Raw genomic sequence first — 26,600 nt, 5'->3', positions numbered from 1 at the left:
CTAGTTTACTCCTCCTTATCTGACCTGAACACTTAGATTATACAGGAAAAATAAATGGAAGCTCAAAGCCTTGTCAGCCACCAGCATAGCTGGTGGTTTTCTTGTTTTTCTCTCAGAGAAAAACTGGCTCGAAGCCATAATAAAAAAGTCAACCGAAGTTGACTTTGTGTATAGATGAACTTTTTAGAATAGTCCGATTGCAGTTCCGTCTTCTGCCACATCCATATTGAGGGCTGCTGGTTTTTTAGGAAGACCTGGCATAGTCATAACATCACCTGTAAGAGCAACGATAAATCCTGCACCAGTTTTTGGTACAAATTCACGGATCGTAATATCAAACTCTTCTGGTGCACCTAAAAGAGCTGGATTGTCTGAGAAGCTGTATTGTGTTTTTGCCATGCAGACAGGAAGTTTATCCCAACCGAATGTAGCAAACTGTTTCAGTTGTGTTTGGGCTTTTGGTCCAAAAATAACTGAACGTCCACCATAGATTTGCGTAACAATTTTAGAAACTTTTTCTTCAATTGAATCGTCATCTGAATAGAGTCGTTTGTAGTCAGCTCCGCCATTTTCAACCGCTTCTACAACCGCTTTAGCAAGGTCAACACCACCATCTGCACCGTTTGCCCAAACGCTAGCAAGCTCAACAGGAACACCAATTTCAGCACAGAGTTCTTTCAAAGTGGCGATTTCAGCTTCTGTATCTGCAACAAATTCGTTGATGGCTACGACTGCTGGAAGTCCGAATTTACGAACATTTTCAACGTGACGTTTCAAGTTAGCAAACCCAGCTTTAACCGCTTCAACATTTTCTTCTGAAAGATCTGTCTTAGCAACGCCACCATGCATTTTAAGCGCACGAAGAGTGGCAACAATCACAACTGCATCCGGCGTTTTTGGAAGATTTGGTGTTTTGATATCCAAGAATTTCTCAGCACCAAGGTCAGCACCGAACCCAGCTTCTGTGATAGTATAGTCTGCCAAGCGAAGGGCTGTTGATGTTGCGAGAACAGAGTTACAACCGTGAGCAATATTAGCAAACGGACCACCGTGAACAAGGGCTGGTGTACCGTAAATCGTTTGAACGAGGTTAGGCTTAATAGCATCTTTAAGAATGAGAGTCAAAGCTCCCTCAACCTCAAGATCGCGCACATAAACAGGCGTACGGTCATAGCGGTAAGCAACTACAATATTTGAAAGACGTTCTTTGAGGTCTTTAATATCTGTTGCCAAGCAAAGGATGGCCATAATTTCTGAAGCAACAGTGATATCGAAACCATCTTCACGTGGAATACCATTTACTGGGCTTCCAAGTCCGATAATAACTTGACGAAGAGCACGGTCATTTAGGTCAACAACACGTTTCCAAATGATACGACGTTGGTCAATACCGAGTTCATTTCCCTGTTGGATATGATTGTCAATAAGGGCAGACAAGGCGTTATTGGCAGTCGTGATGGCGTGCATATCACCAGTAAAGTGTAGGTTAATATCTTCCATAGGAAGAACCTGAGCATAGCCACCACCTGCTGCACCACCTTTAATCCCCATGACAGGTCCAAGAGATGGTTCGCGAAGGGCAATCATAGTTTTTTTGCCGATTTTATTAAGTGCATCAGCAAGTCCGATAGACATCGTTGATTTTCCTTCACCTGCTGGCGTCGGATTGATAGCTGTTACGAGAACTAGCTTACCTGGTTCTTGATCTTTAACTGCATTGATCTTATCAAAAGAAAGCTTTGCTTTATATTTGCCATATAACTCGATATCGTCAAACGTAATGCCGACTTGTTCAACGATGTCAGTAATTGGTTTTAGTTCAATACTTTGTGCAATTTCGATATCAGATTTCATGAGACACCTCTTTTTCATTTATGAGTCTATTATAGCAAAGATTAAGCAAAAACGCACCATTTTTGTACTAAAAACAGATAACGTTCGCTTATTACTTTATATTACTCATAAATAAACCCTTTTTATCGGAAAAAGAGTTCATTTTTAGAGAAACTTTATTTTGCTTTTTACTTGTTTCTTACAGGATAAAAAGTTACCCTAAATAATTTCTTGGTTTACAAAGGCTTTGATTTAAGGTAAAATGCATCTATGAAAGTTTTGATTACATCTGGTGGTACAACTGAGAAAATCGACTCAGTAAGAGGTATCACTAATCACTCAACAGGAAATCTGGGAAAGCTCATAGCTGAACGTTTCTTAGCTCAAGGACACGAAGTAAGTCTGGTGACAACCAAACAAGCTGTTAAACCTGAAGCAAGTTCTTTATTGCACACTTATATTGTCTCGACGGTAGATAGTTTGCTAACAACAATGGAGCCTTTAGTGAAAAGCCATGATCTTGTGATCCATAGTATGGCTGTTTCTGACTATACTCCAGTTTATATGACAGATCTTGATGATGTCTTGTCTAGCGAAGACTTAACCAAACTACTAACAAAAAGCAATCAGGAATCTAAAATTTCATCTCAGGCAGATTATCAAGTGCTTTTTCTGAAAAAAACACCCAAGGTTATCAGTTTGATCAAGCAATGGAATCCGGATATTTGTCTTATAGGATTTAAATTATTAGTCAATGTGTCTCGTGATGAGCTTTTTTCAGTTGCTCGCGCAAGCCTTCAAAAAAATCAGGCTGACTATATTTTAGCCAACGACCTCAATGAGATAACATCCAAACAGCATCACGCTTATCTCTTGTCGGATAATCAAATCAGCGAAGCCTTCACCAAACAAGAAATCGCTGATGTAATCTATGAACAGGTGACACACAATGACTAAACGTATTACTCTAGCTGTTTCAGGTTCTATCTCAGCCTATAAGTCTGCTGATTTGACAAGTCAGTTAAAAAAACGAGGCTATAATGTCACTATTATCATGACTAAAGCTGCAACTTCTTTTATTACCCCTTTGACATTACAGGTTTTATCAAAAAATCCTGTGTATCTAGATGTTATGGAGGAGAAAGTAGCTACTCGTATTGAACATATTGATTTAGGAAAAGAAACAGATCTTTTTGTTGTCGCACCTGCTTCAGCTAATACCATCGCACACCTGGCAAATGGCTTTGCTGATAACATGCTAACTGCTACTGCTCTAGCCTTGCCATCAACAACTAAAAAATTATTGGCTCCTGCTATGAATACTAAAATGTATGAGCACCCTTTAACTCAAAAAAACCTGACTTCTTTGGAAGAAATTGGCTATGACATTATTCAACCGAAGTCAGCCTTGTTAGCTTGTGGAGACATAGGACGAGGGGCACTTGCTGATGTGGATGATATTCTGATTAAAATAGAGGAGATATTACATGAACCGTAACCAAAAATCATCAACTATTGCAACACTTGCTATTTTTTTTGCTGTTATGCTAGTCATCCATCTGTTGTCTAGTATCATTTTCAATGTTCTACCAGTACCAATCAAACCAACCTTGATTCACATTCCGGTTATTGTAGCTTCAATCATTTACGGACCTAAAATAGGTGCGAGCTTAGGATTGTTTATGGGAATCATCTCAGTTGTGACAAATACAGTTGTACAACTGCCTACCTCATATCTGTTTAGTCCTTTTGTTGACAATGGAAACTTCTACTCCCTTATTATCGCTATAGTCCCAAGGGTTTTAATTGGCATTACCCCTTACTTCATTTACAAATGGACTAAGCGAACAGGCAAATTCGGCCTACTTCTATCTGGCGCTATAGGATCAATGACCAATACCGTCTTTGTTTTGGGAGGTATTTTCATCCTATTTGCCAACCTCTACAATGGCAATATCCAAGCGCTCTTAGCGGTTATCTTAGGTACAAATGCTATAGCAGAAATGCTGATTTCAGCTTTCTTAACACTTGCTATCGTACCAACTCTACAAAAAATCAAACTTCATTAATCTGAAAGCTTAGGTGTTTTAAAAGAAACTCACCTAGGCTTTTTTAAGTCCTAAACTTCCTTAAAATCTAGCTAAATCATTGAGTTTCAGAATTTTTCATGTTATAATGAAAGCGTTATAAAAACTATAAGGAGTTTCTTATGTCATATCAAGAAAATTATCAAAAATGGGTTGATTTCGAAGCCCTTCCAGACTACCTCCGCCAAGAATTAGAGGGTATGGATGAAAAAACAAAAGAGGATGCTTTCTATACAAACCTTGAGTTTGGTACAGCAGGTATGCGTGGTTATATCGGTGCAGGTACTAACCGCATCAACATCTACGTTGTTCGTCAAGCCACTGAAGGATTAGCAAAATTGGTAGAGAGCAAAGGCGATGAGGCTAAGAAGCGTGGTGTGGCGATCGCTTACGATTCTCGCCACTTCTCTCCAGAGTTCGCTTTTGAATCAGCCCAAGTGTTGGCAGCCCACGGCATCAAATCTTATGTCTTTGAATCACTTCGTCCAACACCAGAATTATCATTTGCCGTTCGTCATTTGAATACTTTCGCTGGTATTATGGTGACAGCAAGTCACAATCCAGCTCCGTTTAATGGTTATAAAGTGTACGGTGAAGATGGTGGACAAATGCCACCTGCTGATGCTGATGCCTTAACAGATTATATTCGTGCAATTGAAAACCCATTTACAGTTGAGCTAGCCGATTTAGAAGAAAGCAAGGCTTCTGGACTTATTGAAGTTATCGGTGAAGCTGTTGATGTCGAATACCTTAAAGAGGTTAAAGATGTCAACATTAACCAAAAATTGATTGCTGAGTTTGGACGTGATATGAAGATTGTCTATACACCACTTCATGGTACTGGTGAAATGCTAGCTCGTCGTGCCCTTGCACAAGCTGGTTTTGAATCTGTTCAAGTTGTCGAAGCACAAGCAACTCCAGATCCTGATTTCTCAACCGTTAAATCACCAAATCCTGAAAGTCAAGCTGCTTTCGCACTTGCTGAAGAACTTGGACGCCAAGTTGATGCAGACGTTCTTGTAGCTACCGACCCTGATGCTGACCGTCTTGGTGTTGAGATTCGTCAGGCTGATGGCTCTTACAAAAACCTCTCTGGTAACCAAATCGGGGCTATTATTGCGAAATACATCCTTGAAGCTCATAAAGCTGCCGGTACACTTCCTGCTAATGCTGCCCTTGCTAAGTCAATCGTATCAACTGAGTTGGTGACTAAGATTGCTGAAAGCTATGGCGCTACTATGTTCAACGTCCTAACTGGTTTCAAATTTATCGCTGAAAAAATTCAAGAATTTGAAGAAAAACACAACCACACTTATATGTTTGGTTTTGAAGAAAGTTTCGGCTACCTCATTAAACCGTTTGTACGTGATAAAGATGCTATCCAAGCTGTCTTAATTGTTGCTGAGATTGCTGCTTACTACCGCTCACGTGGTTTGACCCTAGCTGATGGTATCGATGAAATCTACAAAGAATACGGCTACTTCGCTGAGAAAACCATTTCCGTTACCCTTTCAGGTGTTGATGGTGCGGCTGAAATCAAAAAAATCATGGATAAATTTCGTGACAATGCCCCAACACAATTCAACCAAACTGACATCGCACTTCTTGAGGACTTTGAACTCCGCACTGCTACTGCCCTTGACGGAACTGTTACTGAATTAACAACTCCAGCAAGTAACGTCCTTAAATATCATTTGACAGATGGCTCATGGTTCGCTGTTCGCCCATCTGGTACAGAACCAAAAATCAAATTTTACATTGCTACAGTCGGCGAAACTCTTGCTCAGGCTGACGAAAAAATCGCAGCTATTGAAGCTGAAATCAATGCTTTTGTAAAATAAAAACGCGTAAATTCCAAACAAAAAAACTCCTAGCCCATACAGACTAGGAGTTTTTTTGTTTGGAATTCAATCAACTACCATCTATTCTACTTGTTGTGCAGTTTGCATTTGATAGTAAATACCTTTTTGTTGCATCAATTCACGATGGTTACCATGTTCAACGATATTTCCTTTATCCATGACTAAAATCAAGTCTGCTGTTTGGATCGTTGATAAACGGTGAGCTATAATGAAGCTTGTGCGACCTGTCATCAGTTTTTCAAAGGCTTCTTGAATAAGTACTTCAGTTCTTGTATCAATTGAAGAAGTTGCTTCATCTAGAATCAATAATTTAGGAAGTCTTACGAATATTCGCGAGATCGTCAACAGTTGTCGTTGACCTTGTGATAAGGAATCTCCTGCATCTGAAAGATAGGTATCATAGCCTTGAGGTAATTGACGAATAAAGAAGTCTGCATTGGCAGCTTTAGCGGCATCAACAACCTCTTCTCGACTAGCATCTGGAAATCCATAGGCGATATTATCATGAATGGTAGCTGTTTCTAGCCACGTTTCTTGTAAAACCATACCGAATTGCTGCCTTAGTTCGGCAACGGGTATCTCGTTGATGGCTTGATTATCGATAAGAATTCGTCCACCATCAAGATCGTAAAAACGCATTAACAAATTAATGAGAGTGGATTTTCCAGCACCAGTAGGCCCAACAACTGCCACTTTGGCCCCAGCAGGGATATGAAGATTCAACTGTTTAATTAAAGGTTTGTCTTTTGTATAGCCAAACATCACATTTTCAAAGTCGACCTGACCTTTAAGGTTTTTCAACTCTTTGGTTTCGAGACTTGTATCTGGAAGCTCTTCTTCTAAGATGCTATACAGTCTCTCTGCGCAGGCTGTGGCACTTTGCAATTCTGATAAGACGGCTGAGATATCATTAAAGGGTTTGGTGTATTGGTTAACATAGTTAAGAAAAGTTGTTAATTGACCAATACTGAATGCTCCATGCATAATACGGACGGCACCCACTCCAGCTAACAGAGCATAAATCAGTGAATTGACAAAACGCGTTGCTGGATTGACCGCAGATGAGTAAAAAATGGCATCTTGAGAGTGTTTAGCGTAGGTAGCATTGACCTTATTAAAAGTCTTAATCACTTGATCTTGCGCATTTAATGATTGCAAGAGACTTTCTTGGCTAATCATTTCTTCAATCAACTGCGTTTGTTCTCCCCTTGATTGCGTTTGTTGCTGATAGAGATGGTAACTTCTAGAAGCAATAAAACGTGCCAGATAGAGCGATAGAGGAGTTAGTAACAAAACTAGAACAAGCATAATGAAATCAATTTCTGCCATCGTAACGATAGTAACGACAATCGTTAAAATACCTACAAAAAATTGATTAAATACCATGATTAAGCCGTTAGAGAGTTGTTCAGTATCGGTAGTAACACGACTAACCATATCTCCAATAGAACGTCTATCAAGATAACTCAAAGGAAGGTGATGCAATCGATCAATGACTTTCATTCTCAAATCAGAAATATAGCGATAAACCAATCGATTATACAACAATGGATTAAGCGCTTGAACAATGGTATTGACCGCAATGACACAAACCATTTTCCAAATAATCGGGAGCAAACGAGCACTTGAATTCGGTAACAAAACACTATCTACTGCATTACCAATCAAAATTGGTAAGTAAACCGTTAAGCCTACTTGGATAACAGTTAGTACAAATACAGGAATAAGAATTTGTTTTTGTCTTAGCAAATCACGACTAAGTCGTCTTAAAGTGGTTTGTTGTTTCTTAGCTTTCATCAGATGACTCCCCTCTTTGTTGTGATAAGTGAATCGCTTGATAAGTAGCATTCGAGTCAAGGAGAGCCTTGTGGTTACCATAGCCAATTTGAGCACCCTTATCCAAAACTAAGATGTTGGTCATTGCTTTAAGACTATTAGTGCGTTGTGAAACCATAATTAAAGTGGTTTCACTCAACTCTTCTTGAATGGCTTGCAGCAGTCTTTTCTCAGTCAGGTAGTCTAGAGCTGAAGTTGAGTCATCAAGGATAAGAAATGGTGCGCGTTTCAAAACCGCTCTGGCAATTGTTAACCGTTGACGTTGTCCCCCTGAAAAGTTTTTCCCAAATGCCTCTACAGTTGTGTCAAGTTGCCCTTCTTTTTCCCTGATAAAGTCGCTAGCTTGGGCAATGTCTAAAGCCCACCACAATTCATCGTCGGAAACGGCTCTTTCTAAGCCCATAGTTAAGTTAGAGCGAACAGTCCCTTTAAATAGCTCTGCTTTTTGCGGAACAAGACTCACCATCTGGCGCCAATGTCTAATGGAAGACGGACTTTTGTGGTGATGGAAAATCTGAAGTTCTTGCTTATCAACCTCATAAAGATGGTCAAATAGTTGAACCAAGGTTGACTTACCAGACCCAGTACCACCGATAATACCTAGATTTTCACCCGTTTTTACAGAAAAATTCAATTTGTGGAGGGAAGAGTCTCCAGCTGTTGGATAGGTAAAAGTCAGATCACGTACTCTAATGGAAATATCGTCCGATTCTTCAACATCAAACGGCTGATCAAGATCTTCTGCCTCTTCTTCAAAGACTTGAGTTACCCGTTTTGCAGAGATAAAGCTCTGGTTTAGAGAAGTGACAAGCATGGTCATTTTTAAGAGTTCTGTCAGTATCTGTAGCAGGTAATTCGTCAAAGCGATGAGCATCCCTTGACTTAAGTGACCTTGGCTAATCAGACCATTCCCCTGCCAAATGACTAAGACCAAAGTAGTATTGACAACAAAAAATGTTAAGGGGTTAACAAAGCTAGAAATATTAGCAGCTGTAATTTGTTTCTTTGTATAGTCGTTATTGACCTGTTGAAACTGTTTAAGTTCACGTGCAACCTGATTAAAGGCTCGAATAACACGAACTCCTTGTAATTGCTCCCTTGTTTTTGTCACAATAGCATCTGTTAAAGAACGAATCCTTTGGTAATAAGGAGACAAAATCCTAGAAGTTATCGCTATGATTAGCAATAACAGAATGACCATCCCCAAAAAATTCAAGGTAAGTCTAGGACTGATACGGTAAGCCATGATAATCGAACCAAATACAATAATCGGAGCCCTTAGAAAAAGCCTTAAAAATTGATTTATCGCTGTTTGAATTTGATAGGTATCACTTGTCAAACGAGTCACTAGACTAGAGGTGGTCAAACGATCTCGTGATGCTTTAGGAAGTATCATGATTTTATTAAAAAGATCTTGATTTAATTTTCTGGTGTAACCTACTGCTGCTTTTGATGAGAAAAATTGAGCTGTTAGAGAAACAATGATACCCATGACAGATAGAGCAAAAAGCCCGCCAATCATGAGATAAAGTCTCGGATAATTAGATTTGGGAATAATATCATCAACTATTGTCGCTATGATAACAGGAACTAACAGTTCAAAACTTGCTTCTAATAATTTAAATAAGGGCCCAAGGAGTGTCTCCTTGATGTAGCCCTTAAAGTATTTTAGTAATGATGCCATATCTCTCCTTTTAAAAGACTCTCATTAGTTTAATGAGATAAAGGTTGAATTGAACCTCGCGTGAATAATAGATGTTACCTCCATTAACGTACAATTTCCCGCCACCATATAGTAAGGCGATAGGATGGTAATAGAAGTAGGTTTTCCCACTAGAATTCCCTAAACTAGGAGCAACAACATCTCTTGAGTAGCTTTCCGCCAACTCTACTGTGTTTTCTCTTCCATGATTTGCAACGAAATCGATATAGGCAGATCCAAAGTTATAGGCTTGAACGGCCGTCCATTTGTTAATCTTAGCTTGGTCTGCTAGATCTAGATTTTCAGATAAAACAGAGACACCTTGTTGAATACTGGATTGAGTATCTGAAATGGAGTTGGCAACACCACTAGAACTTTCACTGGATTGCATAACATCTAGTGAAGATCCTTTTGTCTCTGTATAAATCATCGCTAAAACCATGTCAACATTGGCTTTGGTATCGTTTGATGCCAGGGTCTTCGCCACTAATTGTTCATAGGTAAGTACCTTTTGGACATCCTGGTGAACACGATAAAGCCGAAAAACAATAGCAATAAGAATAAGAATGGCGATAAGCCTTCGTAAAAGTTTAAACATATTATTTCATTTGAATATCTTGGATATTCTTAATCAAGATAGAGTAAGTCCCATCAGAATTTTGGATAAACTCCACAGACTCTGCATCTTGATAAATATTGTTAGGAACGACAAGTTCTATGCCATTTGACAAGGAGAGTTTTTGATTCTCCAATTTCTTTATTTGTCGTGAATGATCGATATCTTTCACCTGGATTGGTTCAGGAATGGCCTCTTTGAGTTCGTCAACAAAGGTTAGACGAGCTGTCAAATTTTGGTCAAAGAGTTGATCAGCCAATTTTTCAGGTGACAACTCCTGATCCTCTTCCAAGTTTTTGAAAATAGCAGATTTCATTTTTGACTGAAATGCAAAATCATCTTGATTGAAATTATCAGCAATCTTTTGAGCTGTTTGCTCCACTAGTTTGATAGACTTTTTAACAGATTGCTCAGGCTGAACCTGTAACAGATTTTCAGAAAAATAATTTTCGAAAGAACCGTTGTGTTTAATCCGTTTTTCAATCAAATAATACTGCTTATTCACACGATTAATAAGCAAGGCTTCATCAGGAGCAGTTGCCGCTGACGGTAGAATATTTTGTGTTAATTTGATTGGAGATTGACTATCTCCTGTAATGTGCGCCAAGTTTTCTTTAAGGGCGACACGTAAAAAACCAAAGTATTCTTGCCCATCGCGATCAAACTGAGTAAAGATGAGGTCGTTTGTTTTTTGGTTCTCAGAAATCACAAACTCCTCTTTCCAGACTTCAGCAATACGGTGAGATGTCTCCATTAAATCGTCAGTGAGATAAGATACAAAGACATTCTCATCTGAAAACTGACCCCTCATAGCATCATCTGAAAAGACCTTGGTTAATTTCTTTCGAAAATACTCATCTAATTGTGGTGTCAAAGTTAGGTAATCATCAGCGTACACAATTTCTGTGTCATTTGGACTGAATTGGTGGATAATTACTCGCTTCAAATACAAATCAATCATATCAGTACAATGGGAAAGCAGTTGTTAGTGCTTTTACTTCTTGACGGACTTCGTCTAAAACAACTTCGTTGTCAGCATTCTCTAGAGCTTTAATAATCAATTCAGCAACCTTACGACTCTCGTCTACTCCGAATCCACGGGCTGTGATTGCTGCTGTTCCGATACGAATACCTGATGTTTTAAATGGTGATAGGGTCTCAAATGGGATAGAATTTTTGTTCAGTGTGATATTTACAGAATCGAGTAAGTTCTGTGCAATCTTACCATTTTCGACTACTTTAGTCACATCTACAAGGAATAAGTGGTTTTCACTTGCTCCAGAAACAACACGTAACTTATCATGTTGATTAAAAACGGAAACCATGGCTTGACAGTTATCGATGATTGATTGAGCATACTCTTTCCAAGCTGGATCAAGATTCTCTTTGAAAGCAACTGCCTTAGCAGCAATAACATGCTCAAGAGGTCCCCCTTGAAGTCCAGGGAAGACTGCTGAGTTAATTTTCTTAGCTAATGCTTCATCATTAGTCAAAACAAGTCCACCACGAGGTCCTCTGAGTGTTTTATGAGTTGTGGTTGTTGTGATGTCCGCGTACGGAACAGGACTTGGATGAAGCCCTGCTGCCACTAGCCCTGCGATGTGAGCCATATCAACCATCAATTTAGCTCCGACAGCATCAGCAATCTCACGGAATTTTGCAAAATCAATAATGTGTGAATAAGCCGACGCACCTGTTACGATCAATTTAGGTTTAACTTCCTTGGCCTGCTCTAAAATTTGGTCATAATCCAACAATTCTGTTTCTGGGTCAACATTGTAAGCAACAAAGTTGTATGTTTGACCTGAGAAGCTTACAGGTGAGCCGTGTGTCAAGTGCCCTCCAGCTGCAAGGTCGAGTCCCATAACAGTATCTCCATGCTCAATCAAAGCCATGTAAGCTGCAGCATTAGCTTGACTTCCTGAGTGTGGTTGAACGTTTGCGAATTTTGCTCCAAAGAGTTCCTTAGCACGCTCGATAGCAAGTGTCTCAACAATGTCGACACACTCTGTACCACCATAATAACGTTTTTCAGGATAACCTTCAGCGTACTTGTTTGTTAATAGAGTACCTTGAGCTGCCATCACAGCTTTTGAAACGGTATTTTCAGAAGCGATGAGCTCGATATTATTTTGCTGACGCTCTTCTTCTTTAGCGATTGCATCCCAAAGTTCTTTGTCATAAGCTTTGTAGTCTTCTTTGTCAAAAATCATAGTAAACTCCTTTGTTGAGAGAGAGGGTGTGAGACACCGGTAAAGTTAAATTAAGATTTTACTTATTGAAATTGGATTTCGGGAATAGCACGGCAAATATCTGCTTGTGTGATACTTCCCTGACGTAAAATTCTAGCTTTATCAGATGATAGGTCTAGAATAGTTGAGTCAACCCCTAAAAGGGCTTGATCGTCTCGAAAGCCAGTGACCTGACCTTCAAAGGCTTGGACTATCTCATCGAATAGCCTACCGCTATCCGTACCAGAAAGATTGGCCGACGGTCCAATAAGGGGTCCTTGAGACCTGATTAATTTTTGCGTTTCGGCATGGTTGGGAACTCTAAAACCAACGGTCTTGAGACCTGAGTTGATCCAGTTGGGAACCAGCTCATTTGCTTCTAAGATGATAGTCAACGGACCAGGTAAAAATGCTTGATACAAATCTTCCAAAAATGCCGGTTGGTGTTTAGAAAATCGGTAGATTTCTTCTAAACTAGATACATTGAGATTCATGGCCTTATCCTTTGGACGCTTTTTCAAGCGATAAACAAACTCGACGGCTTGCTCGTCCAAAGCCTTAGCAAAAAGACCATAGACAGTTTCAGTAGGCATGATAACAGCTCCGCCATTTGCCAAAATTGTCTCAAAATTAGTCATTTGAAATCACCACCATCCTATCTTTTCCCCACATATCCTTTAATATTCGGACAGAACTTTTAGGCATGTAGATCTTTGACAGTTGACGAATGCCATCTGCTTGCTTATAACCAATCTCAAAATAGAGTTTTCCTTTGCTGTTTAAATGAGAATTGGCATCTTGCAATATACGTCGATAGATAGCGAATCCATCTTCATCTGCGAAAAGGGCTAAATGAGGCTCAGAGGCTAAGACATTTATACCTACCTCGTCATGGTCAGAAAAAGCAATATATGGTGGATTTGATACAATAATATCAAATTTTTCAGAGATTGCCTCATAAACGTCTGATTGTCGAAACTCAATAGCCAGATCATTTCGCTGTGCATTATACCGAGCAAGTTCAAGCGCATCTTCTGAGATGTCTGTCGCCGTCACTTGCCAGCTATGCTGAGCTTTTGCCAAGGATAGTGCAATAGCACCGCTCCCTGTACCAATATCTAAAACAGATAGGTCTGCTCTGCTATTTTCCTGTAAAATCAAATCAACCAATTCTTCTGTTTCAGGACGTGGAATAAGAACGCGGGAATCAACTGCCAAAGATAAGTCACAAAAATAAGCACGCTTAGTAATATACTGAGCTGGTATATGCTCAGATAGTTGCTTGAAAATATCATCAATCAGCGACCGATCTTCCTGACTCACTTCTTTTCCTAGATGTAGTACAAAATCTGTTTGTGTCCAGTTTTTAAGCTCTTTAAAGACATAAGAGAGGGCTTGTCCTTCTTCTCCCAACTCTTCAAGTTGTTTCTCATACTGAGAAAAAAGCTGACCGTATCGCATTATTGGTTTAATTTTTCGAGTTTTTGAGTTTGATCATATAGGACAAGCGCATCAATGACTTCATCCATCTTACCTGATAGAATCGTATCAAGTTTTTGAAGGGTCAATCCGATGCGGTGATCAGTAACACGGTTTTGTGGGAAGTTGTAAGTACGGATACGTTCTGAACGATCACCAGTACCGATAGTCGATTTACGTTCAGCATCCTGTTCATCTTGGGCAATTTGAGCAAAGTGGTCAGCGACACGTGCACGGATAATTTTCATCGCTTTTTCACGGTTTTTCTGTTGCGTACGCTCTTCTTGCATTTCAACTTTGATACCTGTTGGGATGTGAACCATACGGACGGCGGTAGCGACCTTGTTGACGTTCTGTCCACCCGCACCAGAGGCGTGATAGATATCTACACGAAGATCTTTTTGATCAATTTCGTATTCTACCTCTTCAACTTCTGGCATAATCAGTACAGTTGCCGTTGAGGTATGAACACGGCCTTGGCTCTCAGTGACAGGAACACGTTGCACACGGTGAGCTCCAGATTCATATTTCAGTTTTGAGTAAACGGATTGACCTGACACCATGGCAACGACTTCTTTAATACCTCCGACACCATTCATAGAAGCTTCCATAACTTCAAATTTCCATCCTTGGCTCTCAGCATATTTTTGATACATCGTCAAGAGGTCCCCAGCAAAGAGTGCTGCCTCATCACCACCAGCTGCTCCACGGATTTCAAGAAGGATATTTTTGTCATCGTTTGGATCTTTTGGAAGCAATAAAATCTTCAATTTCTCTTCGTAGTCTTCCTTGGCAGCCTTAGAATCCTTTAATTCCATTTTAGCCATTTCTTCCAACTCAGCATCCCCAGCTGCGTCTTTGATCATTTCTTCTGCGTCAGCAATGTTTTGGATAATAGCCTTGTACTCACGGTATGTCGCTACTGTTTCACGAGTATTGGCTTCCTCACGCGATAGCTCCATAAAACGTTTTGTGTCAGAAACGACCGCCGGGTCGCTCAGTAATTCTCCTAGCTCTTCGTAACGGTCTTCTACTGCTTGTAATTGATCGTAGATATTCATTGTTTACCTTTCATTTTTAGTATCATTATTTAGTTAATCTCTGGATTAAAGTAATGGTTGCGACAAACTGAGATATAGGACTCATGCCCTCCAATTTGGATTTGCTCACCATCATAGACTGGTTTACCATCCTTGATACGAAGGACCATAGTTGCTTTTTTAGCGCAATATTGACAAATGGTTTTGATTTCGTCAATTTTATCTGCTAAGAGCAACAAATACTTTGATCCCTCGAATAATTCGTTTCGGAAATCATTTTTCAAACCAAATGCCATAACAGGGATTCCCAACTCATCAACGACACGAGCTAAGTCATAAACATTAGCTCTCGTTAGGAACTGAGCTTCGTCAACCAAAACACAATAAGGTTTATCAGCCAACGATGCAATATAGCCTAAAATATCAGTGTCATCAGCAATAGGATAAGCTTCTCGTCTCATTCCTATACGACTAGAAATATACCCTACCTCATCTCGATTATCAAGGGCGCTCGTCATTAGTAAGACGGGTTTTCCTTGCTCTTCATAGTTATAGGCAACCTTAAGAATTTCAATGGATTTACCTGAATTCATGGTTCCATAACGATAGTATAATTGTGCCATAATAGCCACCAATCTAATCAAACTTATTCTTACATTTTATCATAAATAATCCACTTTGGCGATAAGTGATGGTGGTCTAAAATTTTTATTTTGTCAGAATTTTCTAGATTTTTGTGTTATAATAGACTTATCTAAAAATAATGATAAGGAGCAAAAACTTATGCCATTCATCAAAATCGACCTTTTCGAAGGTCGCACAGAAGAGCAAAAAATTGAGCTTGCTCGTGAAGTTACAGATGTTGTTTCACGTATTGCAAAAGCACCAAAAGAAAACATCCATGTTTTCATTAACGATATGCCTGAAGGAACCTACTACCCTCACGGTGAAATGAAAAAGAAAGGCTAATAGCCAATCTAAAAGAGTCTGAGAGATCGGATTCTTTTATTTAAAACTCACTTGAGCATATTTCTTGACTTTTTTGAAAATACATAAAATTCTATTGACAACATTTTCAGAAAACGCTATCATTTTTATGTAGATTACTTTGGAGGTGAGGTATGTTAGTATCCCATAGCGTCAAAATGATGGGAACAACTATTGATATTGCTATTCATTCGAATAATCCTAAAAACGATATCCAAGAAGTCTGTCACTTACTGACTGTTTACAACAAGCGTTTTAGTGCAAACGATGACGATTCTGAGCTAATGATGATCAATCGTCAAGCTGGCATAGGAGCCGTCAAAGTTCATCCAGAACTCTTTGAACTTATCAAGCTCGGCAAAGAACACAGCCTAGCTGAGCCTAGCAACCTTAATATTGCTATCGGACCTTTAGTACAAAGTTGGCGAATTGGATTCGATGATGCTACTGTTCCTAGTTCAGAAACGATTTCTGAAAAACTTGCACTGACAAATCCTGAGCTGATCCAGCTAGATAGTTGTCAAAAAAGTGTTTTTCTATCCCAAAAAGGAATGAAAATCGATCTTGGAGCACTTGCGAAAGGCTATATTGCAGATCGGATTATCCAGCACCTTTCAGAAAAACAAGTGACGGCAGCTCTTATCAATCTAGGTGGTAACGTTCTGGTTCACGGTTCAAACCCTAATCGAGAGGATGGCTCTTGGTGGATTGGGATTCAAAAACCTGAAGAAAAACGAGGAACAAATGTCGGCGTTCTTGCTGTAACTAATCAGTCAGTTGTGACGTCTGGTATTTATGAAAGACATCTCCTCGTTGACGGTCAAGATTACCACCATATTTTTGATAAAAAGACAGGCTACCCTATCGAAACAGATATGGCAAGTTTAACGATTGTCTCAGATCTATCAACCGATTGTGAAATATGGACAACAAGACTTTTTGGTCTTCCTATTATCCAAGCCATGATGACTATAAACGAGATAGCGCATATCGAAGGGATTATCATCACTAAGGATAATCGTCTCATTGTCTCCGAAGGATTAAAACAACATTTTCGACTTTACTATTAATTTACTTATGAAAGAGGTATTTTCTATGAAACTTATCGGACTCGTTGGTACAAACTCAACCAAGTCAACAAACCGAGTATTGCTACAATACATTGCCAAACACTTTGCTGACAAAGTAGATATTGAATTAATCGAAATTAAGGGCTTCCCTATTTTCAATAAACCAGCCGATAAAAACGTGCCAGACATCGTTTTGGACGTCGCTGCTAAAATTGAAGAAGCTGACGGTGTCATCATCGGTACTCCTGAATACGATCACTCAATCCCTGCTGTCTTAATGAATGCTTTGGCTTGGCTTTCTTACGGCATCTTCCCATTGCTTAATAAACCTGTAATGATTACTGGAGCATCTTATGGGACACTTGGTTCATCACGTGCTCAATTGCAACTTCGTCAGATTCTGAACGCCCCTGAGTTAAAATCAAATGTTCTTCCAGACGAATTCTTACTTTCTCATTCCCTCCAGGCTTTCAATGAAAATGGTGATTTGATTGATTTAGACACCATTCAAAAATTAGATGCTATCTTTGATGATTTCCGCATCTTTGTAACAATGACTGAAAAAATGTCAAATGCCAAAGCATTGTTGCAAAAAGAAGCTGAAAACTTCGATTGGGAAACATTATAATCATTTTGTACAAGGAGAATAAATCATGAAATTTGTAGGTATTGTTGGTTCAAACGCAGATCAATCATACAACCGTATGTTATTAGAGTTTATCCGTCGCCATTTTAAACTAAAATTTGAGTTAGAGGTTTTAGAAATTAAAGATGTTCCTATGTTCAACCAAGATGAGGATCAATCTCAGTCTTTCCCAGTCCAATACCTCTATAATAAAATCACTAGAGCTGATGGTGTTATTATCGCTACTCCCGAACATAACCACACAACGACACCAGCTCTAAAGAGCACACTCGAGTGGCTATCATTTAACCTTCATCCCTTCGAAGACAAACCAGTAATGATTGTCGGGGCATCTTACTACGACCAAGGTACATCACGTGCTCAAGTGCATCTCCGTAAAATCCTGGACGCTCCAGGTGTCAACGCCTATACACTCCCAGGAAATGAATTCTTGCTTGGTAAGGCTAAAGAAGCTTTCGATGAAAATGGTAATATCAAAAATGAAGGAACAGTTGCTTTCTTAGGACAATGTCTCGACAACTTTGTTAAATATGTTGGTGTTGTCTCACAACTTAAAAAACCAAAACCAATCGCACCTGAAGACCTCGATTGCGGAAAACCTATCTCAACAACCATCACTGGTGTCGATCCTGATGATCCTGAATGGTTGGACAAAGCAGCAAAACTCGTCAATGCTGTTGAAGGAGATACTTATGTTAAACTTGATCAAGGTCTCCTAACCGTAAACCAATTAAATATGTTCTTAAACGCTATGCCATTTGAATTGACATATGCGGATGACAACAATCAATTCTTGTATTACAACAACGCCCACCAAGATCCTGAAACAATGATGGCTAAACGTGTACCATCTCAAGTTGGTAACCGTATGTCCACAGTACACGGCTCTCTACCACCTGCGCGAATGAAAAACGTTGAATGGGTAATCGGTACCCTCCGTAACGGTAACCAAGAATACGTACGTACCATTGTTCCAGGTTCCCCTGCAGAAGTAATCAACACACACAATTACCAAGCTATGTACTATCCTGACGGCTCTTACGCTGGTATCAATGAGATTGTCTTTAACTTTAAACCATGGTTGGATTGGTATCTCCAAACAACTGGTCAACGTCTTGTTGGTGGATCAGGACCATCTGCTGCTCCAGCCGGCCACGGTCACACAGATGCTAACTCTGGTGCGTCAGATGCTGGCGGTCATTCTGACAATGCTAATAGCAATACAGATGCAGACTCTGGTGCATCTTCACACTAAACTTTATTAAATAACATCCCTAAGTTCCATTTAAAAAGCTTAGGGATGTTTTACATTGTATAGTTATAAAAAAGCAAGCCCAGGAGAGCTTACTTTTTTATTAGATTAACGACGATAAGTGTAAAAATAACTTGGTCGTTCGTAAGAGTTATTTCTCAAAGCAAGGTAAGCGCGTTTTAGGCGGTATAGCGCGAGATCAATATCTCTTTGTCTTGCTGATTCATCAGACAAGATGAGATCCGCTGTCTGTAAGGCAATCAAGAATTGACGTTTCAATAAAGAACTTGCTTTTTTGTAAGTTCGAGTATTAAGCATATAGTAGCTTTCAGTTACCAAATCTTCCAAAGCACTCACTTGATTTTCTTTTCCTGATAGGTTTTGCTCAGCTTGAGTCAAGTCTGCCAAGTACTTGTCAAGTTCTGCTTGCGTAACCGTTTCAGAATTATCAAGCAGTTTTTGCGCTGCATTTAGAGCTTCTAAATAGACTCTCTGTTCTTTACTTTTTGCATTGATGAAACGTTGACTAGACTGGATACTACTTGCTTCTTTGAGGCTGTTTTCTAACTTACTAAAGTCTGTTGCTTTGCCATCAAGAGCATCATAACTCGCTTTTAACAAGGCTAAGGTAGTGTCGATTTCCTCTTGGGAAGATTTACGAGCTAAAACTGATTCTGCTTCTTCCTTAGCTTTAAGATAGGCTGTTTGAAGATTTTGACTAGCGTTAAAGTAACGAGCTTCTTGGGTTACAGTCGTTTGATTAGTTAGCTCTTGAGAAAGGCTCTCTTTTGTTATTAAGGTGAATGTTTTTTGATTTACTGTGTTAGCAACTACGCCTAACTCTAAATCTTCCAACACCTCATAGCCAGTAGGTAAAGCAACTTGAACCTTATATTTTCCAACAACGAGATTGTAACTAAATGTTCCTGGATCATAAATTGCTTCTGGAATAACCGTCTGTTTGCCATTTTCATCGATAAGGATAAGTTGGACAGCTTTTCCAAGACTTTGCGTGAACGTAATCACCGTTGTTGCTCTAACAATAGGTTGGAAATCAAAGTAAACAGTGCTGATGCTGTGTTCTTCATTGATTAACACTTTGAGCGTTTTATCTCCGACAACCGTTCCGTTTTCATCATCGAAAGATTGAAGGACGATACTGTAACTACCAAATGGTAATTCCAAAGAATTGAGGAATCCGTTATGGTAGGTTGGAGCAACCACCTCGTTACCAGTAGCATCATAAATCTTGTAAGCAATCAACTTATTGTAAGCTGACTGATTAGTAATATCTCGAGTGAAGACATTGACAATTCCTTTGCCATTTGGAAGCTTAGCCATTGCAGATACTTTTTGAACGGCACGGTTTCCAGCAAAATCAGTAACTAGATAGTAGGCATTGTCTAATGAGACATCTGTTGGGATGAGGTAAGTTCCATTTTCTGATTTTTGAACGGTCACACGGTTGTCTGATAGAGAAATCAAGCCGGTTTCTTTATCGATGGTAATATTTGTGAAGGTTCCATTATCTGTTTTGACAAGGTAGAAGACTTCCTCACTATAAATGCCTGATCCATTTTCATAGATGGCATTCGGTTTGAAGAGGGTACCATTTTCAGTAGTCGTCACAGCTGCTGTCGTGATTTGAGGGTCAGTCGTATCAATTGTTACGTCAAAGCTCATGCTTTGCTTATCAGCTCCTGGAACAGCAGAATAGTAGCTAACAACATACACATAATCGCCATCTGCTAAGCTCTTGCCGTCTTTATCTTGTCCATACCACTGAGTATTAGTGACTAGCGTTGATTTCGTACCACTTCCTTGTTCATAGGCATCTTTTTCACCACTCCCAACATAAGTTGACCAAAGAGGATTTGTTTGATTGGTGTCATCTTTAGCATAGACTGCTACTTCTAAATCTTTGTAATTTCTCAAGAAGACACCTTTAAAGGTCAAGCTATCTTGATTACCATCAGCATTAGGTGAGATTGCTAGATGTGCTTTTCCAAATCCATCTTTGTAGAGACTAAAATGTCCATCTTCGTTTTGGAAACTACCAAGAACTTTTGAGACACTTCCTGTTTGAATTCCTTGAGAATACACAATCGTGCTAGATTCCGTTACCAGACTTGTGACATCACTATCTGCTGAAAGATCGCTTTGAGCAGCGCCTTTATCATAGATTCCCTGTGCACCTTCTGAGGTTAATTGATAAATGCTATCTTCAACAACAGTTAGATTTTCAAAATCACCACGGAACCCAACGTAAGGAATCGAAACCACTTCTCCTTGATCCACTGGATCTAAGAAACGAACAAATCCTTCTAAGTAATAGCCGTTTGGCATTGCTTTTTGCAGTGCAGTCGCATAACCAGTAGCATCAATACTAATATGCACCGTCTGTGTGGAGTGTGCCTTAACCGTTACACTCTCCCCTTTAATCGTCTCTAATCCCAAAGGCAATAGAGTGATTGAACCATCTTTAGTGGCATCTGTTTGAAGTTGGGTCACATAGCTCAAGGTTTTATCTTGGTCTGTTATATTGTGAAGAGTGACATCAAACTCAAACTGATCTTTCACATCACCCAATGTCAGACTCGCATCATTGTTTAGACCAGTAACATAAAGTCCTGTTGACGTTGCAGCTGCGAGGTCAATCAAGCCAGCACCCTGCTGACGTGGTGACGTATAAGCTTTACTATTTGTATCGTAGTGTGCCTTAGCTGTACTCATCAAAAGATTTTTAATTGTTTCAGACAGCTCCTCGCCTTTTAATTCTGGATAATTTTTAGTGAGGTATTCTTTGACCAGAGCTATAGCACCTGCAACATGCGGACTGGCCATACTTGTCCCACTGTTTAGATTATAGGTATTGTCATTACCAGCAGCATAAATATCGCCACCTGGTGCAGTTAAATCAGGTTTCAAGAAACCGTCGCTTGTTAGACCCCAGCTTGAAAAATCAGAGAGCTGATTAGCTTCGTCGCTATTGATTTTACCCAGTCCTTTGTTAAAAATGAGCTGATGTTCTCCTGATAACAAGAGGTCTCCAGCATCTTTCGTAACAAATACAGATGGAATATCTAGCTCTTCTTCATCAACACTCATGCCACCACTCAAAAAGCCAGTATTGTTATTAAAGACAACAACACCAATCGCTCCTGCTGCTTTAGCATTTTTGATTTTTTCGGTAAAAGTGATTGAACCACGTTGGATCAAAGCTACCTTGCCAGTTAAGTCAGTGTCACCAATAGCTTCCTTAGTCCCCAATCCCACATAGGTGTAGTCATAGGATTTGTCAGTATCGAAGTCTACTGAGCCTTCTGTTGCAACTGATGGGAAGTTAACCTTGTTCTGACCATCTACAGTGACATATGATGAATAATAGGTAGAGTTATTAAATGAGGCAACCGAGATAACATCTTTGGTTGTCGAAGGGTTTCCTACGGTAGCAAAATCTGGATTCTTAGCCGATACTGGAGTAGCACCATAGCCAAAATTGGCTGCATTTCCGGCTGAAATTGCAACTGTTACCCCAGCTTCTTTGGCCGTTTTGATAGCATTTTTCAAAACATCTGAACTGTCAATTGTTGAGCCAGAACTAGAACCAAGGCTTAGATTGATACTGTCTGCTCCTAGCTTGACAGCATCCAAAATAGCTCTAGCATAGATTGATTCATCAGTTGTACGAAGACGATCTGAGAAAACTCTCATAAACATCAACTGAGCTTCAGGAGCTACCCCCTTGACCAACTCATTGGTCTCTTTATCAGCAACCTGAGAATTTCCAGCTGCAATCGAAGACACGTGCATCCCGTGAGAATGAGTCCCTTCTTCCTTAATATCATCGCTAGAATCATAGTAATTATAAGCGTAAATCACCTTGTTATTGTACCACTTACCGTAAGTGATACCAGCCGCTGCCATAGCTTCAGTCATAGCTTGCTGCGTTTGATACTTGGCTTTAGTGATATCAGTTAATGCCATTGTATCGTGGTCTACATCAATCCCTGAGTCAATAATAGCAACGACAGTTCCTTCACCTTTGTAGCCTTCATTCCATACTTGAGGTGCTGAAATAATGCCGTTACTTGATTCATCCAAGGGCTTAACAGCTGTTGCTGGAGCAACCTGAGCTTCTGCTACTGCTTGCGTTGTAATCTCTTGTTCAGTCGAAGGTTTTGTCTCCTTTGAAGTTGCAGTTGAGATTTCCTGATTCGAACCACTAACACTTGTGATTTCTTCAACCTCAGAAGAAACCGCTTCCTTGGTTTGAGTAGTAACATCGCTTTCTGGGCTTGTTTGTGCCTCAGTAACGCTTGCTGTAACTTCTGTAGTTTCAGCTACCGAAGTTGTCTCTTTGGCTGTTGTCGTTTCTGGAAGAACAGTCTCCTCAGCCTGTGTTTGGACCTCACTAGAAGTCACTTGGGTTTGAGCAGTTGTTGTTTCAACTGTTGTCGCTCCCAATTCATCAGCCAAAACGCCATTAGACGAGACCAAAAAAACTGCACCTAAAAGAACAGATACAGCTCCAATTTTTAATTTACGGATAGAAAATGTTTGCTTACTTGTCATCCTAAACCTCCTCTTTTTCACACAATCTATTGTGTCTAAATTCATTTTAATACATATTGTCAGAATATTCAAGTAGTTCCATTGAAACATTTATGTTTTTGTAAACAAAAGAAGTAAAAAAGCCCCACAAACTTTATTGTGGGACTTTTTACAAATTATTTGTCATCAGAAATGGTTGATTTCTCAGAATCTTTACCGTTGAATAACAGGTTAAGGAAAACTGATGAGAGCGTTGCAATTACAATTCCATTTGTTAAAAACATTTGAACAGTATCTGGTAAGCTGGCGAAAAGATTTGTTCCATTGAAACCAAGTCCTGCTGCGATTGATACCGCCGCGATAACCAAGTTATACTCATTGTTTTTGAAGTCAACGCGACTAAGAATCTGCATCCCTTGAACAGTCACCATACCAAATAGAACGAGCATAGCGCCACCTAAAACAGGATCTGGAATCATTTGAGCAAGGGCTCCAAATTTAGGAATTAAACCAATGACGACAAGGAAAGCTGCCGCATAGTAAATCGGACGGCGAGTCTTGATACCTGAGATTTGAACAAGACCGACGTTTTGTGAGAATCCAGTATATGGGAAAGTGTTGAAAAGACCACCAAGTAGCACTGCCAACCCTTCAGAACGATAACCGTTTCGCAAACGCTTTTCAGACAGTTGGTCACCAGTTAAGTCTGAAAGCGCTAAGTAAACACCGGTTGATTCAACCATTGAAACCGTTGCAATAATACACATCATAAGAATAGATGTGATTTCAAACTTAGGCATACCAAAGTAGAATGGCATTGGCACATGGATCCATGATGCTTGGACAACTGGAGTAACATCGACTTGCCCCATAAACGCAGCGATAATTGTTCCACCAATAAGTCCAATAAGAATGGCGATTGATTTGATAAAGCCTTTTGTCAATTTTTGAATCAAAAGGATAATTGCGACAGTTAGCAGAGAAAGAATCATACTTTGGAGGCTAGGTTTATCAACATTTCCTCCCATATTTCCCATAGCTACTGAGACCAGAGTTAAACCGATAGTCGTGATAACTGATCCAGTTACAATCGGCGGAAAGAAACGAGCAATTTTTGAAAAGACACCCGCAACAAGTACAACATAGATACCTGAGACGATCAAGGCACCAAACATAGCCCCTGAACCTTGTGTTTGCCCAATGATTGATAGCGGAGCTACTGATTGGAAGGCACAGCCCAAAACAACAGGCAAACCGATACCTGTCTGCTTAGTCACTTTCAATTGCAAGAAAGTAGCGACCCCACACATAAAGATGTCAGTAGCGATTAGATAAGTTAATTGCTCAGATGAGTAACCAAGAGCACCAGCAATCATAATCGGAACAAGAATTGATCCCGCATACATCGATAGAACATGCTGCAAACCAAGAACAGCCGACTGTGAATGTGAATGTTGTTTTTCCATTTTATGCATCTGCCTCCGCAAAATTTAAACTTCCATTTTCAAAACTAGCAATACGTGCCAATGAAGTGACTTTGACTCCTTGGTCTAGCAATAATTGACGACCTGATTGGAATGATTTCTCAATCACAATACCAACACCTTCAACTTTTGCTCCAGCTTGGTTGATAATATCAATCAAACCTTTAGCAGCCTGCCCATTTGCCAAAAAATCATCAACAATTAGCACTTTATCATCTGGGCTTAAAAATTTGCCGGCGATTGATACTGTTGAAGTGACTTGTTTGGTGAACGAATACACTTCTGCTGTCAAAATACCTTCTGTCATTGTGATGTTTTTATGCTTCTTAGCGAAAATCATAGGAACATCCAGAGCTTCTGCAACATAGACTGCTGGTGCAATCCCTGATGCCTCAATTGTAACAACTTTTGTAATCCCAGCAGTTTGATAAGCAGACGCAAGAACTTTACCAATTTCTTTCATCAATTGGTAGTCCACTTGATGCGTTAAGAAAGAATCAACTTTTAGAATATCTTCTCCTAAAATATTGCCATCTTTAAGAATACGTTCTTCTAATAATTTCATAATTATCCTCTTTTTATTTTAAAAAAACAAAAAAGCTTGCTGCAAGACACCTCTTCCACCTAGAGATATCTTGCTAGGTTATACAACCAGCAAGCTTGATTAAGCCTACTTATTGTCAGACATTAACGGTGTCTGGTAGAGCTCTGCGCCATATTCGCAGATTAAATAAGTAATTTTTGATGATACTATCCATTCTAACACAATATCTTAACTTCGTAAATGTTCTTTTTAAGAAATACTGTCTCCATTCCAAATAGAGTTTTTTACGACAACATAATCGACATGACATAAACTAACTAGGTCTCTTCCACCAGCGTAGGAAATAGAAGACTGTAAATCTTCTTGCATCTCTTGTAAGGTATCTTCAAGATGTCCTTTAGCTGGGATGAGGATTTTTTTACCTTCGACATTTTTGTGTTCGCCTTTTTGATATTCTGAAGCTGAACCATAGTATTCTTTAAAAGCTTCTCCTTCTACCATAACGGTTTTTCCAGGACTTTCAATATGACCTGCAAAGAGAGAACCTATCATAACCATACTTGCTCCAAAGCGAATTGATTTTGCAATGTCTCCATGAGTGCGAATGCCCCCATCGGCAATAATAGGTTTACGAGCAGCTTTGGCACACCAACGCAAGGCTGCTAATTGCCAACCGCCTGTACCAAAACCAGTTTTAACCTTTGTGATACAAACCTTTCCAGGACCAATACCAACTTTAGTAGCATCGGCACCTGCATTTTCTAACTCACGAACTGCTTCAGGAGTCCCGACATTTCCTGCGATAACAAAAGTCTCTGGCAGTTCTTTTTTGATGTGTTTGATCATACTAATCACACTTTCAGCGTGACCATGAGCAATATCAATCGTTATAAATTCAGGAACATTATCTTTCAAGGATGAAACAAAATCATACTCATAATCTTTAACACCTACTGAAATAGATGCAATCAAGTCTTGATTATGCATTCTCTTGATAAAATCTAGTCTCCCTTCTTCGTCAAAACGATGCATGATGTAGAAGTAGCCCTCTTTTGCCAATTGCTCCGCGACCTCTTCATCAATAATTGTTTGCATGTTAGCTGGAATCACTGGAAGTTTGAACGTGTAGCGACCAAGCCTTACACTAGTGTCAGCTTCTTTACGACTAGATATGATACACTTATTCGGAATCAACTGAATATCCTCATAATCAAATACAGGGATGTCATTAAACATAAAAAACCTCTTTCTCAGCTAGCATAGCCCAAAAAAGAGGAATTTCCTTATTGTTTATGAGGTCATTCATTTGGAGCTATAGACTAGCTGTTTAAATAATGACCTTCCTATAACTCTTCTAGGATTAAAAGAGCATCGCTA

At 39.5% G+C, this 26,600-nt stretch carries 22 protein-coding genes and 1 riboswitch; of the genes, 8 read left to right on the top strand and 14 right to left on the bottom strand.

Translation table 11 applies throughout. From position 1 onward, the window contains the following. Positions 1-183: 183 nt before the first annotated feature. The gene (locus JOC31_RS04805; RefSeq protein ID WP_205017032.1) at positions 184-1,854 is read right to left on the bottom strand and encodes a formate--tetrahydrofolate ligase; all 1,671 of its coding nucleotides are present in this window, start codon (positions 1,852-1,854) and stop codon (positions 184-186) included. A gap of 249 nt (positions 1,855-2,103) precedes the next feature. Between JOC31_RS04805 and JOC31_RS04800 the strand changes: the two genes are divergently transcribed. From JOC31_RS04800 to JOC31_RS04785, 4 genes are all read left to right on the top strand, one after another. Then, positions 2,104-2,790: a phosphopantothenate--cysteine ligase gene (locus JOC31_RS04800; protein ID WP_205017031.1), complete on the top strand. Its 687-nt coding sequence runs from the start codon at positions 2,104-2,106 to the stop codon at positions 2,788-2,790. After that, a complete protein-coding gene (gene coaC, locus JOC31_RS04795; protein ID WP_205017030.1) occupies positions 2,783-3,331 on the top strand; it encodes a phosphopantothenoylcysteine decarboxylase in 549 nt (182 codons plus the stop codon). Before JOC31_RS04800 ends, coaC begins: the two co-directional genes overlap by 8 nt. Then, entirely contained in the window at positions 3,321-3,902 is a 582-nt protein-coding gene (locus JOC31_RS04790) for an ECF transporter S component (protein ID WP_205017029.1), read from the top strand. Before coaC ends, JOC31_RS04790 begins: the two co-directional genes overlap by 11 nt. 140 nt (positions 3,903-4,042) lie before the next feature. Then, positions 4,043-5,761, top strand: a complete 1,719-nt coding sequence (locus JOC31_RS04785; RefSeq protein WP_205017028.1) for a phospho-sugar mutase — start codon at positions 4,043-4,045, stop codon at positions 5,759-5,761. A gap of 81 nt (positions 5,762-5,842) precedes the next feature. Here JOC31_RS04785 and JOC31_RS04780 read toward each other — a convergent pair whose 3' ends face one another. The 9 genes from JOC31_RS04780 to JOC31_RS04740 all read right to left on the bottom strand — a co-directional run bounded on the left by JOC31_RS04780 (position 5,843) and on the right by JOC31_RS04740 (position 15,309). Continuing rightward, positions 5,843-7,579 (bottom strand): ABC transporter ATP-binding protein, encoded by a 1,737-nt coding sequence (locus tag JOC31_RS04780; RefSeq protein WP_205017027.1) that lies wholly within the window; start codon positions 7,577-7,579, stop codon positions 5,843-5,845. Then, a complete protein-coding gene (locus JOC31_RS04775; RefSeq protein WP_205017026.1) occupies positions 7,569-9,302 on the bottom strand; it encodes an ABC transporter ATP-binding protein in 1,734 nt (577 codons plus the stop codon). The genes JOC31_RS04780 and JOC31_RS04775 overlap by 11 nt, the downstream gene beginning before the upstream one ends. Before the next feature lie 10 nt (positions 9,303-9,312). Continuing rightward, a complete protein-coding gene (locus tag JOC31_RS04770; protein WP_205017025.1) occupies positions 9,313-9,918 on the bottom strand; it encodes a lysozyme family protein in 606 nt (201 codons plus the stop codon). Position 9,919: 1 nt separating this feature from the next. Continuing rightward, the gene (locus JOC31_RS04765) at positions 9,920-10,897 is read right to left on the bottom strand and encodes a nucleoid-associated protein (protein WP_205017024.1); all 978 of its coding nucleotides are present in this window, start codon (positions 10,895-10,897) and stop codon (positions 9,920-9,922) included. 1 nt (position 10,898) lies between these two features. After that, the gene (glyA, locus tag JOC31_RS04760) at positions 10,899-12,149 is read right to left on the bottom strand and encodes a serine hydroxymethyltransferase (RefSeq protein WP_205017023.1); all 1,251 of its coding nucleotides are present in this window, start codon (positions 12,147-12,149) and stop codon (positions 10,899-10,901) included. A gap of 62 nt (positions 12,150-12,211) precedes the next feature. Continuing rightward, a complete protein-coding gene (locus tag JOC31_RS04755; RefSeq protein ID WP_205017022.1) occupies positions 12,212-12,805 on the bottom strand; it encodes an L-threonylcarbamoyladenylate synthase in 594 nt (197 codons plus the stop codon). Continuing rightward, positions 12,798-13,628, bottom strand: a complete 831-nt coding sequence (gene prmC / locus JOC31_RS04750; RefSeq protein WP_205017021.1) for a peptide chain release factor N(5)-glutamine methyltransferase — start codon at positions 13,626-13,628, stop codon at positions 12,798-12,800. Before prmC ends, JOC31_RS04755 begins: the two co-directional genes overlap by 8 nt. Next, on the bottom strand, positions 13,628-14,707 hold the full coding sequence (gene prfA / locus JOC31_RS04745) for a peptide chain release factor 1 (protein ID WP_205017020.1): 1,080 nt from the start codon (positions 14,705-14,707) through the stop codon (positions 13,628-13,630). The genes prmC and prfA overlap by 1 nt, the downstream gene beginning before the upstream one ends. 29 nt (positions 14,708-14,736) lie before the next feature. Beyond that, positions 14,737-15,309, bottom strand: coding sequence for a thymidine kinase (locus JOC31_RS04740; RefSeq protein ID WP_205017019.1), 573 nt, complete (start codon positions 15,307-15,309; stop codon positions 14,737-14,739). A gap of 160 nt (positions 15,310-15,469) precedes the next feature. On the opposite strand from JOC31_RS04740, the gene JOC31_RS04735 reads away from it, so the two are divergent. The 4 genes from JOC31_RS04735 (at position 15,470) to JOC31_RS04720 (ending at position 18,644) form a co-directional block, all read left to right on the top strand. Further along, a complete protein-coding gene (locus JOC31_RS04735) occupies positions 15,470-15,655 on the top strand; it encodes a 4-oxalocrotonate tautomerase (RefSeq protein ID WP_205017018.1) in 186 nt (61 codons plus the stop codon). Between the two features lie 152 nt (positions 15,656-15,807). Continuing rightward, positions 15,808-16,743 (top strand): FAD:protein FMN transferase, encoded by a 936-nt coding sequence (locus JOC31_RS04730; RefSeq protein WP_205017017.1) that lies wholly within the window; start codon positions 15,808-15,810, stop codon positions 16,741-16,743. A 25-nt stretch (positions 16,744-16,768) separates the two neighbouring features. After that, complete coding sequence (locus JOC31_RS04725) at positions 16,769-17,371, top strand: NADPH-dependent FMN reductase (RefSeq protein WP_205017016.1); 603 nt, start codon at positions 16,769-16,771, stop codon at positions 17,369-17,371. A gap of 25 nt (positions 17,372-17,396) precedes the next feature. Continuing rightward, positions 17,397-18,644, top strand: coding sequence for an NAD(P)H-dependent oxidoreductase (locus tag JOC31_RS04720; RefSeq protein ID WP_205017015.1), 1,248 nt, complete (start codon positions 17,397-17,399; stop codon positions 18,642-18,644). A 105-nt stretch (positions 18,645-18,749) separates the two neighbouring features. Here the strand turns inward: JOC31_RS04720 and JOC31_RS04715 are convergent, their stop codons facing one another. The 4 genes from JOC31_RS04715 to guaC form a co-directional block, all read right to left on the bottom strand. Beyond that, positions 18,750-23,216, bottom strand: coding sequence for a S8 family serine peptidase (locus JOC31_RS04715; protein ID WP_205017014.1), 4,467 nt, complete (start codon positions 23,214-23,216; stop codon positions 18,750-18,752). A gap of 155 nt (positions 23,217-23,371) precedes the next feature. Continuing rightward, entirely contained in the window at positions 23,372-24,670 is a 1,299-nt protein-coding gene (locus tag JOC31_RS04710) for a nucleobase:cation symporter-2 family protein (protein ID WP_275586106.1), read from the bottom strand. Beyond that, the gene (locus tag JOC31_RS04705) at positions 24,663-25,244 is read right to left on the bottom strand and encodes a xanthine phosphoribosyltransferase (RefSeq protein ID WP_205017012.1); all 582 of its coding nucleotides are present in this window, start codon (positions 25,242-25,244) and stop codon (positions 24,663-24,665) included. The genes JOC31_RS04710 and JOC31_RS04705 overlap by 8 nt, the downstream gene beginning before the upstream one ends. Before the next feature lie 92 nt (positions 25,245-25,336). Next, positions 25,337-25,433, bottom strand: a riboswitch (purine riboswitch). A gap of 39 nt (positions 25,434-25,472) precedes the next feature. Then, a complete protein-coding gene (gene guaC, locus JOC31_RS04700) occupies positions 25,473-26,459 on the bottom strand; it encodes a GMP reductase (protein ID WP_205017011.1) in 987 nt (328 codons plus the stop codon). Positions 26,460-26,600 lie beyond the last annotated feature (141 nt).

Source organism: Streptococcus saliviloxodontae, from assembly GCF_016908655.1.
GTDB classification, from domain to species: Bacteria; Bacillota; Bacilli; order Lactobacillales; family Streptococcaceae; genus Streptococcus; species Streptococcus saliviloxodontae.
Note: the sequence above shows the minus strand (reverse complement) of the source record. Positions and strands in the feature narration are given on the sequence as shown.